We start from the raw sequence: 14,264 nt of genomic DNA, 5'->3' as shown, positions 1-14,264 counted from the left end.
ACTCCTGTTCCGTTCTACACACTTACCTAAAATCCTCCAGAGAAAGTTCCACCGCCGGAGCCACCCATCGATCCGCCAGAGAAACCACCTCCGAATCCACCCTTATTATTCCCTGCAAAACCACCTTGAGCTGTTGTTTGAGGGGAAACAGAATGAATAGTTTGAGTCACTTGATTACGGAATAAAGACCCATAGAGGTATGGGTGCGCCAATGTATAGGGCCTGTGCTCTTGGGCATGAATTTCACTCGGCTTAAACTCCATTTCAATCGCTTTAACAACCCTGTCCGCTACTCCTAAACTAGTTGCAAAGACCAAATATTCTTCCCAAAGAGGTAAAGAGGCAATTTCTCTAACATTAAAACGCCCAATATCTTTTAACATCTTGCTGAAAGCACGCCATTTATCCCTCATTTCTTGTTGTTCGGTGGTCATAAGTGGTCGTTTTTTCATGATTATTCGCATATAGATGTATAGTCCAACTGATAAGACTATTCCAATTCCGATAATCACCCCGATTAGTTTCATTGGTAATAACCGAGCGATATCCAAACTATATAGAAAGAGTAAATTAATAATAATTCCAGCAATTATTAAAATAAGAGCTGTATTATTGGCCATTTCAATCTTTCGTGTTTCAGCTAAGGCTTGGCCTAAAAATTGTTCACCTTCTACTGCTAATTTATTTTTAAATCGTAACCAATAACGATATTGTTTCTTACGAAATGAAGGATTATCTTCAGCTAACTGGTCTAATTGTGCTAAAGTAACACCCGCTCCTTCATTTGCTTGAGTAAAGTAATCCCAAACAAATTTCTCATGCTCTAATATACCCTCAGGATAATCCGGACCCCAGTAAAGAGGAATAATCTTTACAGTCTCAGCAGACTGTTTCTTACCTGGTAGGGCCTCTATTTTCAACCAACCTTTTTGAACTAAGTGTAAAAGGGTCGCAACAAAGTCATCTTCATTTGGCCATTCACGAAGATATTTTGTTGCCATCTGACCAGGTGTGGTAGCTTCAGGTAGATCATAAAAATAATCTGGTACATAAACGGGGTGAGGATTTAACTGCTTCGATTGATGACGATATTTCATTAAACTAATTAAAAGCAATAAAGGCGGTCCGACTGACCCAAGTATAGCCATTATATAGGCAATCATTTTCATTTGATTTACATTTTGAGCATCTTTTTCGACTTGAGCTTGGGCAGCTGCTAAGAGTTGGTCTAATCGCTTTTCATCGATCTTATTCGAGTTAAGGGAGGTCCACTCCTTAGGAAACACAATCTGTCCTTCAACAAACTGACTGGCAGTGCGCTGAGGAACGTCTAGATAGACAACTGTTTTTTGGTCTTCTTCAACAATTTTCACTTCCCCTTGAGGAGCCCCATAACCCCATGCACGAACCTCTTCTTTAGTTTCAGCTTTTTGTGGCAGTTCAATGCGAATTTGAACATCTGTTGTAAAATCTGAGCGCCCAAATTTTCTAAGGAACTCTGCAGTGTCCTGATAATTGGTGACTAATTGTTCGAGGGTATATTGAAAAACAAAATACCTGCCTTCTTTTTCTAAGGGATAAAAGATCTTACTTGTAAGTCTACCGTTTTCTTCATGCATTTGATAGGTCCCTTTATTTTCATTGTCTGCTATGTCTAAAATCTCAATAGAGCTTTCTCTATCCTCACTAACGCCAACCGAAAAGTTTGAAAGTTGATAGCCCTCATGATCTAAATCAAATAAGACACCGTTCATAAAATTTGCATCATAATATTGATAATCTGTAAATTCAACGCTTCCATCTTCCATTACCTTGGCATTAATGAATTGCTCAGTAATTGAAAAATCAACTTCTTGTGCACTTATTATTGGGTTTAATGGACAAGCGAAAATACAAAGCGGTGTGACTACAAAAACCAAGATTTTTTGAAGGAAATGCTTAAACATTAAAATACCTCCCCTTTTACTAGTCACCTTCTGAAAAGCGACGTAACCAGTTGCCTTTAGGATCAATTAATTCAATCCATTCTTTAATAGCTGGTTGTAATATATTCGCAACGGACCCTTGGACACGATAAAAATCAGCATTTTGACTTCTACTAACTTTCTCTAAGTCTGCCATATCAAAGTGATGGGTAAAGGCTTGTTGAATGGTTGTTGTTTCATCTAAACAGACAGCATAGATCACTATTTTCTCCCACTGATCAATAGTTGAAAATCGCCTTAAATCAATTTGATTGATGTTACGTAAGTCTTGCTTAAATAAATTCCAAACGAGTCTTTGTTGATTATTTGATTTTTGATGTTTTTTTTGCTTGCTTAATAAGAAAAGAAAGACCAATTGAATAATGAGCATACTTGCAAGCGCTAATAAAATCCAAACTAACCATTGACTTCTTTGCTGATTAAACATGTCGTAAGAAATTCCTATAGCAAAGAGGACTGTCAAAACATTACTGGCAATGGCTAAAAGAGGTGAAAAATTTTTGTGTTTATTTTTTAAATGATCCGCTGAAACACTTTTCACTTCAATGGCATCAGTATATTTTTTCCACAAATCTTGATATTTCTTCTTTATTTGTTTTTGTTGGCGAATTTTTACAATAATTTCTTCTAAAGTTATGACTGCTCCTTCCTTCATACTTAAGCTAATTAACTCTAATGCATAGCGTTCATGGCTCGGAAGGTGGGTGTATCTTGATCGGTCTTCTAACAATTGAAAAGCCAGAGTGTAACCGCTTCTTATTCGACTGTGACTCCTATTTTTCATTCTAACCGGAAGAATCTTCAAATACCCTTTTCTTCCTAATTCTAACAGACTAGCCGCTAACTCATTAGACCCAGGGGCTTGATCATAAACAACCGCATTAATCAAACAAACATCCATCGGTTCAGGTATCATTCCTAATCTAGTCTTCTCAACCATGGGAATTGTGTCGTTCTTTTTATTTAATTGGTAGCTACGATAAAGAAAGAGGGTCGCAATAAGAGGAATAAGAATGGCTAAGAAGGTTCTTAATAATAATTGATACTCCTTTTGTTTAACTTGATCAGCGATATCTTTTTGAATTTGAGCTTCTCTAATTTCAATCGATTGTTTCCCTTTAATATCGATTATATTGGTATTATTAGGAGTAACCGATTTAGGGAAAAACATATGAAGAGAAAGAAGGTCATTATTCTCTGTAGGGTGATTGATGAAAAGATTCAAAGTAAAAGTGGTTTGACCTTCTTGATTAAGCATTTCGCTATTTTCTACTTTTCCTCCTTGTAACCAATAAGAAAGTGCTTCCTCCTCAATCAAGCCAGCAAAAGACATCATCAACTTCAGTTGGCTTTTTCTTTCTTTGGCTGTATCGACTAAAGGAATCCAGCTTCCTTCAAAATAAGCACCATCTTGGTAGTTAGTCACTGATTGCTCCAAATCATATTCAATAATATACTCCACTGTATCATTGACAACCGGATAGCTTATAATCAACCTTGCTTCTTGTGGGGTTTGAGTCATTTGATAGCTTCCTGCTACTCCACTAGAAGTTTCAGCAAGATAATTAATGGATTGATCTTTTTCGATCATTCCCATTCGATAAGACGATAAATTCTGATTTTCAGTAGGAATACTTAATTCTAATTGATTCAGATACTCAGCCTGGATTTGATAATATAGACGTACTTGGGTCCTACCTTTAGCATCTATTGTCGCTTCAATGCTTTGTTCTTTGACTTCATAGGCATTTTCTTGAGCAATTACTGTATGATGCAAAACTCCTCCAATTAGAAAAACAGAAAGAATGATGCTATAAATTATGTGTTTTCGTAATGTCTGCAAACAAAAATAAGTCTTCATATCTCACACCTTTACTCTTTCACTACTAATTTTTAAAAAGTTATCTTTTAATTTTTTGGTTTTTTGTTAACAACATTACCCTTAATAGCATCCACTAATACTGAGATCGTCTGACCACTCTCTTTACGATAGTAGATTAATTCCCAAGCGGGTAAATATAAATTAAATTGCTTGGTTTCAACTGAACGAAAATAGCCTAAAGTCATTGAAACTATTTCAGCATCGTTGGGCAAGGTGGTATCAATTCGGTTTTCTACAACAGCAATTACCTCATTGGTTGAGATTAATTGTCTTTGATCTTCTAAACGTACAAAAGGCTCTTGATAGGTCTGCATATAAGAAATCATGTCATAATTTTCATCTAATAAAATACGAATCTCTGCTGTTCCATCAGAAATTGGTACTGCCGATTTCATGGAAGAATCTTCTAAACTTCCCCCTTTTTTAGTCACCATCCGAATGATAATCATTCGCTCTTGCGGAGAATACCAATGATTTAAATAAAATTCTCCATTAATAAAGTAAGTAGGGTCTTTTAAGATATTTTCATGAATCCATGCAAAATCTTCATTAGTTAAACTGTATGTTTCCTCTCCAAGAGAAATGTCTAATTCGACCGGACTTGAGAATTCACTAACCAAGACGCCATCAGGATCAAGTGAAACAATTTGATTTTGTAATTGTTGTCTTTTACTCCACAATTCATTGTTAGGGGTGTTTTTTAACACTGCCAATTCAGGAGCATTATCGTTCAATTCAACAGCATCCTTGAATTTAATTCCACGATCTTTCATTTCCTGAACGGGATTAATTTGAGCTGTCGGGTCTTGAAAGTTGAGACCAAATGCTCCGCGCTCTACTAGGAGATAGGCTAAAAACATATCAAAAATTACAAAGAAAACAAGCAATATAATTTGTATCCTTTTGAAATCCATTTTTTCTCCCTTCTATCCTCAGTCAGCTAAGCATTGGTCCTGGCGTCTCTTTGCTGCAGCATAATGCGTAGACTGCCATCTTTTAATTGATCAATCGAATAGACTTGAGTCCCTACTACAAAAAACCACTTTGGTACCAAATTCACTTTCTTGAAGTTTTCCATATCTTTTTGCCATTCGAAGCCTAAAATAATTTGATTAAATTTTGAGAATTTGAGATTCTGTTCTTCTAAAAGCTCAGCAATTTCTGCTCCTGATTCAACAAGCTGAGGTGAAGATAAATCTGAAATGTTCACACCTAAAATCACTAAAGACATTTGTAACTTTTCTAATTTTAATTGACTGCGTTGCGAAGTGAATCTCAATTTGCTTGCTCCATAATCCGGTAAAGTAGGATCTGAAAAGATAGGCATCCCTGCTAAAAAGCGACGCAAAATCAACTGGTTATTTTGCTCAGAAAAGACCCTTACATCTTCCCCCCAATAATTAAACCGCTCAGCTAATTCTAAGCCTTTTTGCAATAAATCCTTTTGCGTTACTAAATCCTTTTGCGTTACTAAATCCTCTTCACTCCTTAAAAGACCGTTAATTTGATTATTATGATGGTTTACAGTCATAATATTGGTGTCATCATCAATCATCAAACTACTATTATAAGTATGATAAGAACGCACATTATTTAAGTCGGGTTGAGTAATATCAAAGTTAGCTCCTTCAAATACTGGATCAATAAAATAATTTTCAGGTACTTTTTCAAGAGAATACACTTGACTTGGAGAAGCTAAGGATTCTTTAGGCAGATACACTGTGTCTCGATTAATCTCATATTCAGCCATTTCAATTCGATCAGCAGATCCTGTAGCAATAGCGGCAAACAATTGCTCAATATCTATCGATCGTCTAATTCTCCCTTCCAAGAAGGATTTATTGACAGAATCTACAAAATAAACTTTTCCTGGCTTTTCAACGGGAAGGATGACACGGTTGACCTTGAATTGAGTAGATGCACCCTCTGGTATTTCGACCATATCTTCTAATAAAAGTAGCGAAATTTTTGTCAAATAGATAAATTGGATATGATCTTCGCCCATGATCTCATCCAATTGAATCGGATCAATTTGTGGTTGATTATCCACTAGCACAGTGATGGGCTCATCAGTTAATTTATGAACTTCTTGAAGAACTTGAGATTGATAAGCATGATAGTACTTACCTTCATTTTTAATAATAAGTTGGTAAGGGGCGACCAAGTCGGTAAGTTCTAACTGATGCGTTTGAAAATAGGGTTGATCAATCGTTACCTCACCTATCTGCATATCTGACTTAGGTAAATCAGCATATTTTTGATAAAGCATTTTAAAAGCTTGATTATTAATTAGAAAATAAGAAAAAACAATATTAATGAGAATAGCCACTATTAAAGAAACTGAAATCCAAATTCGTTTATTCATTAGGCATCCTCCCAATCATCTTCGAACTCAAGCTCAGTATATGGAAGAGAGAAAAGGAATATTGAACCTTTATTCTCTTCACTTTTAACCCAAATTTTACCGCCATGAAGTTCAATTACTTCTTTAGAAATGGCTAACCCCAATCCAGTACCTCCCTGTTGGCGCGAACGTGCTTTGTCTACTCGGTAAAAACGATCAAACAGATAGGGAAGATCTTTTTGCGGAATTCCTAGGCCTGAGTCTTTCACACTAAATACAACATGGTCACGATAATCCGCCAAGGTTACAATTATCTTACTACCATCAGGGGAGTATTTCATCGCATTATTCATTAAGTTATCAATCACTTGAGTAATACGGTCTTGATCTATTTCTACATAAATTTCTTTTGAGGTTAAATGACGAACAATTTGGTACTTAGGTTTATCTTCACTTTCTAAGGTAAACTCTGCCCGGTCTAGGATATAGTTAACTAAACGCTTAAAATCAATATATTCAAAGTTTGGCTTCACTTGACCGCCATCTAGCTTAGACAAATCTAGCAAATTACCAATCATCCGAATCATGCGATTAGATTCGGATTGTATAACCTCAAGAAACTCCGGAGCAAGCATTTCATCTTTCCAAGCTCCATCCACTAGGGCTTCCGAATAAGACTTGATACTTGTCAGCGGGGTCCTTAATTCATGAGAAACATTGGAAACAAAGTCACGACGTTCTTGTTCATTTTTCTCTTGTTCAGTAACGTCTTGAATCACACAAACTAGGCCCGTTACAAAGCCTGTTTCTCGCCTGATCACTGAAAACTCACATTTTAAAACCGTCTTCATCCCATCGACGAAGCGATTAACCAAAACCTCATGATCCCCTTTTAAAAACTTAGCTAAGGTATAATTTTCATTAATGCCTAGAGTTTCTAAAATCGGCTGACCTACAGCTTCGTTTTGATACATGTCTAATAAGAGTAAGGCTCGATCATTTACTAAGAGAATATTTCCTCGACGATCGGTACCAATTACGCCATCAGTCATATGTCTTAAAACACCATCTAAGCGTTGCTTTTCCGATTCAGTCGATTCTTGCGCATCTCTAACTTTTACAGCCAGGTCATTAATGGTTACAGCAAGGTCTCCTATTTCATCATGTCCAAAGACTTCAGCCGGAAAATCATATATTCCTTCCGAAATGCGTAAAGCTTGTTGCCGCATATTTTCAATCGGGGTAGTAATCCCTTGCGAAAGCACAAAGGCTAAAATAAAACCAGCTAAAATGGCAATTAAAATGGCTCTTAAAAAGAGATCTGTTACCTTCTCTCTTTGTTCATTTATCCGATCCATTTCTGTTTGCACAGCAATAGCCCCTAGCATGACGGTTCGATCTCCCTTGTTCGAAAGAATCGGCTTCACCACATGATAAGGTTGTTGAAAACGAATGAAATAATCATCCTCTAAGGGACGTTGGTTAATTAAAACATTACGGACTAATTCATCATTCGTGCGAGTTCCAATCGAAGAACGCTCAGCCAAGTCATTAGTAGCTAATAGATAGTCTTGTGAATTAACAATTTGAATTTTAGTGGAATAGGTTGAACTGAAAGAATCCAGCGCCTGTTCTAGGCGCTGGTTACGGTCTTCAGTCGTCAATTGTTGATCTTCTAAAATGGGGACAACATTATTGGTAAGAAAATCGATTTGCGTATTTATCTGTTCCTTCATTGCAGTAACGGTCTGTGTTTCCAACTGATCAATAAAATAGATACTGACAAACTGAAAAACGATTACTAAAATCACTACAAATAGCAAGGGAATTTTCACATAAATCGATTGTATCCATAAAAACGAACGATTCATTAAACTGCTCCCTACTCTTGATCTGGGTTCTTAAGAAAATAGCCAACCCCTCTTCTGGTGATAATATAGGTCGGATGACTTGGTAAATCTTCAATTTTTTCACGTAAACGTCTTACAGTAACATCCACTGTTCGAACATCACCAAAGTAATCATAGCCCCAAACAGTTTCTAATAAATGTTCACGCGTCATCACTTGTCCAATATGTAAAGAAAGGTAATGTAACAATTCAAATTCTCGGTGAGTTAGCTCGATTTCAACTCCATTTTTTGAAACAATATAGGCATCTTGATGAATAATCAAGTCTCCCACTTCGATGTCATTATTTTGAGCAGCTTCTAGTTCTTCTTCTCTTACAGTATTTCGACGTAAATTAGCTTTAACACGAGCAACCAACTCACGGTTTGAAAAAGGTTTTGTCACATAATCATCTGCACCTAACTCTAGGCCTAAAACCTTATCGATTTCAGAGTCTTTAGCGGTTAACATAATAATTGGCACAGAACTGGTTTTTCGAATCTCACGGCACACCTCGAGTCCCTCAATTTTAGGGAGCATTAGATCTAACAAAATGAGATCAGGTGATTTTTCAGCAAACTTTTCAAGAGCTTCTTCACCATCATAAGCTGTCTCTACTTCAAATCCTTCATTTTTCAAATTAAATGTAATGATGTCTGAGATTGGTTTCTCATCGTCCACAACAAGAATTAATTTCACGCTGTTTCACTCCTTATCTCCTTCTCATAAAAAAATTAACGAGGAAGGGTTTATTATAGAGCTTGCGACTCCTTTTTTCTTCTATGCATATTATACCTTTATCATGTAAATAGTCAAAATACGACACTTTTAATTGCTTTGTTTTTGGCTTTAAAAATCAATCTTATCTGATTCTTTACGAATCATTAGCAAACCATCTCCTAAAGGAATTAAACAAGAACGGTGTTCTTTGGAAGTTAAAACTACTTGATGCAACTCATTGAGTTTACGATGAATTTTACGAACCCGTTTGGGAATCTCTTTTTCGTCGTGTAAAATGGTTCCTCCTTGAAAAACATCGTCAATAATCAAGATCCCTCCAAGTCGCAAAAGACGCATACACTCAGGTAAAAATTCGATATATTTTGCCTTGGCGGAATCCATAAATATAAGATCATAAGCCTCATCTAGCTGGGGCAATAAGTCTGCTGCATCTCCTTCAAGAAGTTCAATACGATTATTTAGCCCTTGTTTAGCAAAATTTTCTTTTGCCCTTTCATACATATCAGGGTAGCGGTCAATGGTGGTTAAGTGTCCATCATTTCGTAAGTGCTGAGCCATTAAACTAGCAGAAAAACCAATAGCTGTTCCGATTTCTAAAATGCGCTGGGGTTGAAGACTTGCACATAAAAAATCAATAAACTTTGCTGTTTCATGAGGAATGACGGGTATTCCTCTCTCGTTAGCATAGGCTTCTATCTCTGCAACTTGTCCTTCAAAAGGCAATTGACCCTCTCGCATAAATTGAACGATGGATTCCATCACTACCGGTCGATGCATCATTTCATTTAACATACTTTCATCTCCTTATAAATAAAGAGTGAACGAGAAGGTCTTTTGACTCACTCGTTCACTGCCGTTTGTTTTATTTTTTTTCAGTATCTAAACCATAGTCATTATCCCGACGATCGCTATCGTGCTCAAATTCATAGAGACTATAATCTGTTTCTAAAGCATAGGCTGAATCATGAGTGACTTGAATACCACGGATTCTTCCATTTTCAACATTACTGGTCGTTAAGACATAGTCATTCATTCTGACTGATGTACGCTCGTCATCATCTGGTACATAGCCAATCACTTGAATCATCAAACCAGCGATAGTATCTACTTCCTCTGAGTCTAAGTGCTCATCAAAATAATGATTGAACTTTTCTAAGGTCATAACGCCATTAATGTAATAATTCATATCATCGATCTTGCGAACGACAGAAGCGGTAATATCGGACTCATCATTGATATCACCTACTATTTCTTCAATTAAATCTTCAAGAGTAACGATTCCCTCGACACCACCATACTCATCTCGTAAGATAGCCATATGGGTCTCTTCTCGACGGAATTCCAACAGCAAGTCATCAATATAGGCCGTAGAAGGGACAAATAGAGGATCGTTAGCAATTTCTAAAAAATCAATCTGATCAAAGCCTTGTTGACTGGCCGTTTTTAATAATTGCTTAACATGGAGCACACCAATGACATTATCTTTACTTTCTTCATAAATAGGCAAACGTGAAAAAGGACTATTTAAAATAGTTGTGAGAATTTCATCGTACTCATCTTCTATATCAACCATTTGTGTGTCGGTCCGTGGAACCATGACCTCTCTTGCAAGCTTAGAGTCAAGCGACAGGACTCCTTCAAGCATTGAATACTCCGCTAAATCGATTGTTCCTTCTTGTTGGCTTTGGGTTAGAATAGCCACCATTTCTTCACGGGTAAACTGGTCGTTATCAGCATTGAAATCAATAGGTGTTAACCGCTTTAAAAAGCCAGTAGAAACCGATAATAAGGCAACAAATGGAGTGAATAGTTTTTGAACCCATTCAACAATGGCGCTAGTAGCCATAGCTACTTTGTCAGGCATTTGTAAAGCGATTTGTTTAGGATAAAGCTCACCCAAGACCAAGGTCACATAAGAAAGCAAGACCGTTACTATCACTATTGAAAGTGACTTCGCACCCGGAAAAAATGGTATCCATCTTACTATATAATCTGCAAAACTTGTTGCAGCTGATGCAGATGAAAGGAAACCTGCCAAAGTAATTGCTACTTGGATGGTCGCTAAAAAATCATCTGCATTATCGATTAATCTCAGCACTCGTTGTGCTTTTTTGTTCTGCTCTTCTTCCGCTAACGTTCTCATTCTCGATTGGTTAATTGAAACAAAAGCAATTTCTGCTGCAGCGAAAAAAGCGTTAATTGCGGTTAAACATAAAATTAAGACTAATTGCGCTATCAGTGAATTCTCCGAAGAGTCCATAGTTAAGTTCATTTCTCCTTTATGCATCTAAAAATTTCGACTACTTTTATAATAGGTAATTTCAATATAAAAAGCAACACTTTATCTGGATAGAAACTAGCAAATTATTAAAAAACTATGAGAGAACGATTGCGCATTTTAATTACTATGATAAAATAGGAGAGTAGATGCCAACTTTTACCTAAATAATTAGTAAAGAATTGGAGAAACTAATGATTGAAGACTTAATGACACCCAAAAATGCCCTTCTCACTCTACCGGAAACATGCACTTGTCTAGAAGCTATTGAATTATTAGAAAAAAATAATCTTCGTTGCGCCCCGGTGGTAGATGATAGCCAATCCATTTTCCGTGGTAACATTTACCGCTTCCATATTTATCAATATAAATTTCATCATCCTGACGCTGATCTTAGTTCTTTACCCGTGACCCGCTTTTTAAAAAACACCACCAAAATTATCCGTATTCACCATTCAATTTTGGAATTGTTTTTTGCTATAAAAGACCTACCCTATGTTGCTGTCTTAAGTAAGGAACATACCTTTTTAGGGATTGTGGAACACACAAACTTTCTGAGCTTTTTAAATCAAGCTTGGGATATGCCGGTCGTAGGCTATATATTAAAAGTAGAAGCCCTCGGTAAAAAGGGCAATCTCACTAAGATTGCCCGTCTAGTTAACCGTTATTGCGATATTTCTTCCTCAATGACCATTGATAAGACCGATTTTAACAACCGTTCCTATATCCTCTTTCAAATCCACCAAGATACTAGCCGTCTTACCTTTCAAAACCTCGTTCAAGATTTGCAACGCCGTAAATACACGGTTGAATTCTGGTACATTTAAAATATTTATCCCCGCTAATCTCTAATCGAAGAAGAGTTAACGGGGATTTTATAATTATTTAGGAAAATAAGGATTGTTCTGGCGCTCTTGGGCTACAAACGTTGGGTTGCCATGTCCAGGGTACAACTGATAATTATCACTCAAAGGTAAAATTTCGCGTTGAATACTTTCCATTAATTGTTGATGACTAGCATTCGGTAAATCCGTACGTCCAACACTGCCTGCAAAAACAAGGTCACCAGATATCACAAATTCATCCTCATCAAATAGATAAATCACATGACCTGGACTGTGTCCGGGTGTATGCTTCACTTCAAACTTAAAAGAAGCGATTGAAACTTCCCCCATACTTTCCCAAAGATGATCAGCTTTACGCTGAATAATCGGTTGAGTAAGCATTGTAGACAAGTTTAAGGCTGGATCACCGAGGAAATCAGCTTCTAATGTATGTACATAGACTGGAACGTGATAATAATCTCTCAATTGGTCTAAACCACCAATATGATCAAAATGGCAATGGGTTTGAAGAATAGCTTTCGGTTTCCAGCCTTGACCATCAATCCATTCAATCAATTTATCCGCTTCTGCACCCGGATCAAAAAGGATGACCTCTTGATTGGGATGAATCACTACATAAGTATTTTCCTGCATAGGACCCACTGTTTTCATAGCTACTTCTAACATATTATCCTCCTATATATAAATTCGAGGAACTCTTTCACTAATACATGATAATATTTCATAGGAAATAGTTCCTGCCATATGTGCCAACAAAGAGGGGTGATTATAATATTTACCATCTTGACCGATTATTGTCACTTCCGTTCCCACAGGGAATTCCTTGGGTAAACGAATCATTAATTGATCCATATTAATCACACCTAAAACAGGGCATGCATATCCTTCTACCAAAATAGGAATTTTAGCATAAGCGCGAAGCCAACCATCGGCATAGCCAATCGGAATAGTACCAATCCATTCATCCTCTGGACTTTCATAGCTTGCTCCATAAGAAATACGCGTTCCTTTTTCAACTTTCTTCACATAGGACAATTCAGACAACAATTGAAATGCTGGCTTCAAATTAAGTTCATTTGTAGAATTTTTACTGCGTAAACCCTCTTTATCTAAATGATAATCAGTAATTTGCTGGTCCGTCACTAAATCTTCAGGGACACAGTCTCTACTATCGAGACCATACATGGAAATACCTAAGCGTATAATATCTGATCGGTCGCCAATTGCAGGATAAAGTCCCATGGCTGAATTATCAAAGTGTCTTAAAGACACAAAATCAGGAATATAAGAAATTAAAGCTTGCCAACGCTCCCATTGATAGTCAATATAACTTAAGGGGCCACCACCAGCCGTTGCAAAATGAGTGAAAACCCCTTGCCAATTTAGCCACGAATAAGCTTTAACGCCTTCAACAAAGGCTAGTACTTCTTCTTTGGTCCTTAACCCCACTCGTGACATCCCCGTATCCAGCTTCAAATGAAATTTTAATGGATTCTCTTTCAACAGATTCTCTTGCTGATTCTTTTTAAGCTGGTGGAAAGACTGGTCAAAAAAGCTTAAATCTGAAACAGTAATCGTTAAATCATAATATAAAATCTCGGCTATTCCATAGGGTAATGTTAAGCCCATTACTAAAATTGGTATTTTAGTCAGACCCAGCTTGCGGAGTTGGATGGCTTCATCTACTGTGGCAACGCACAATCCATTCACACCTGCTTCAATGGCTGCCTTAGCAATTGGAATTGCTCCATGTCCATAAGCGTTGGCTTTAACTACTGCATATATTTGTTGATATGAAGCTTTCTTATCTTGGTATAGCTTGATATTATGTTTAATGTTTTCTAAACTAATGACTGCTTGCGTTGGGCGGTGCTCACTTGCTCGATACATTTTTTGACTCCTTACGACTTGTTTATAAATTTTTGATAGGCTTGGTCAATCGTTTGCTGATCACAGTCCATTACAACCATAGCCGTTGCGTAATCTTGACCATGACTAATCGATACTTTGGCATGTTTTATTATTGGACCTGCTGTAATCTTAGGTCGTCCTCTCTCGTCATTGATAATTGAAATATCAGAAAACTTCAAGTGTCCAATCCCTGTACCCATAGCTTTAACATAAGCCTCTTTAGCACAAAAGCGGCCAGCCAAATAAATGAGCTGCCGCTGAGAGGAATATTTATCAAATACTCGTAGTTCTTGATCTGATAATATTTTATTTGGAAAAGCTTTGTGTCTAGCTAGGGCCTTAGCAATCCGATCAATTTCTACAATATCAATTCCTATCTCCATTATAATA

Annotated in this window: 12 protein-coding genes; 1 reads left to right on the top strand and 11 read right to left on the bottom strand. The window is 36.9% G+C overall.

Annotated elements, in window-relative coordinates:
• Positions 1 to 26 precede the first annotated feature (26 nt).
• The 8 genes from ACQV2P_RS04920 to ACQV2P_RS04885 all read right to left on the bottom strand — a co-directional run bounded on the left by ACQV2P_RS04920 (position 27) and on the right by ACQV2P_RS04885 (position 11,100).
• On the bottom strand, positions 27 to 1,946 hold the full coding sequence (locus ACQV2P_RS04920) for a DUF2207 family protein (protein ID WP_428894692.1): 1,920 nt from the start codon (positions 1,944 to 1,946) through the stop codon (positions 27 to 29).
• Positions 1,947 to 1,965: 19 nt separating this feature from the next.
• Complete coding sequence (locus ACQV2P_RS04915; protein WP_428894691.1) at positions 1,966 to 3,762, bottom strand: DUF2207 family protein; 1,797 nt, start codon at positions 3,760 to 3,762, stop codon at positions 1,966 to 1,968.
• 131 nt (positions 3,763 to 3,893) lie between these two features.
• Positions 3,894 to 4,781: a two-component system regulatory protein YycI gene (gene yycI, locus ACQV2P_RS04910; protein ID WP_428873984.1), complete on the bottom strand. Its 888-nt coding sequence runs from the start codon at positions 4,779 to 4,781 to the stop codon at positions 3,894 to 3,896.
• 26 nt (positions 4,782 to 4,807) lie between these two features.
• Positions 4,808 to 6,232 (bottom strand): two-component system activity regulator YycH, encoded by a 1,425-nt coding sequence (gene yycH, locus ACQV2P_RS04905; RefSeq protein ID WP_428882433.1) that lies wholly within the window; start codon positions 6,230 to 6,232, stop codon positions 4,808 to 4,810.
• On the bottom strand, positions 6,232 to 8,082 hold the full coding sequence (locus ACQV2P_RS04900; RefSeq protein WP_428873981.1) for an ATP-binding protein: 1,851 nt from the start codon (positions 8,080 to 8,082) through the stop codon (positions 6,232 to 6,234). Before ACQV2P_RS04900 ends, yycH begins: the two co-directional genes overlap by 1 nt.
• A gap of 11 nt (positions 8,083 to 8,093) precedes the next feature.
• A complete protein-coding gene (gene yycF / locus ACQV2P_RS04895) occupies positions 8,094 to 8,798 on the bottom strand; it encodes a response regulator YycF (protein WP_428873980.1) in 705 nt (234 codons plus the stop codon).
• A 150-nt stretch (positions 8,799 to 8,948) separates the two neighbouring features.
• The gene (locus ACQV2P_RS04890) at positions 8,949 to 9,632 is read right to left on the bottom strand and encodes an O-methyltransferase (RefSeq protein WP_428873979.1); all 684 of its coding nucleotides are present in this window, start codon (positions 9,630 to 9,632) and stop codon (positions 8,949 to 8,951) included.
• A 70-nt stretch (positions 9,633 to 9,702) separates the two neighbouring features.
• Positions 9,703 to 11,100 carry a hemolysin family protein gene (locus tag ACQV2P_RS04885; RefSeq protein ID WP_428874023.1) on the bottom strand — a complete coding sequence of 466 codons (1,398 nt, stop codon included), beginning with the start codon at positions 11,098 to 11,100 and terminating at the stop codon, positions 9,703 to 9,705.
• A gap of 212 nt (positions 11,101 to 11,312) precedes the next feature.
• Here ACQV2P_RS04885 and cbpA point away from each other — a divergent pair, with 212 nt between their 5' ends.
• Positions 11,313 to 11,945, top strand: a complete 633-nt coding sequence (cbpA, locus tag ACQV2P_RS04880) for a cyclic di-AMP binding protein CbpA (protein WP_428875121.1) — start codon at positions 11,313 to 11,315, stop codon at positions 11,943 to 11,945.
• Positions 11,946 to 11,999: 54 nt separating this feature from the next.
• Here cbpA and ACQV2P_RS04875 read toward each other — a convergent pair whose 3' ends face one another.
• From ACQV2P_RS04875 to acpS, 3 genes are read right to left on the bottom strand one after another with little or no spacing between them, the layout of a single operon-like run.
• On the bottom strand, positions 12,000 to 12,629 hold the full coding sequence (locus ACQV2P_RS04875; RefSeq protein WP_428875120.1) for an MBL fold metallo-hydrolase: 630 nt from the start codon (positions 12,627 to 12,629) through the stop codon (positions 12,000 to 12,002).
• A 9-nt stretch (positions 12,630 to 12,638) separates the two neighbouring features.
• Positions 12,639 to 13,853, bottom strand: coding sequence for an alanine racemase (alr, locus tag ACQV2P_RS04870; protein ID WP_428894690.1), 1,215 nt, complete (start codon positions 13,851 to 13,853; stop codon positions 12,639 to 12,641).
• An 11-nt stretch (positions 13,854 to 13,864) separates the two neighbouring features.
• Entirely contained in the window at positions 13,865 to 14,257 is a 393-nt protein-coding gene (gene acpS, locus ACQV2P_RS04865; RefSeq protein WP_428873975.1) for a holo-ACP synthase, read from the bottom strand.
• Positions 14,258 to 14,264 lie beyond the last annotated feature (7 nt).

Origin of the sequence: Facklamia sp. P12932 (assembly GCF_050409545.1) — a bacterium.
Taxonomy (GTDB): Bacteria; Bacillota; Bacilli; order Lactobacillales; family Aerococcaceae; genus Facklamia.
Note: the sequence above shows the minus strand (reverse complement) of the source record. Positions and strands in the feature narration are given on the sequence as shown.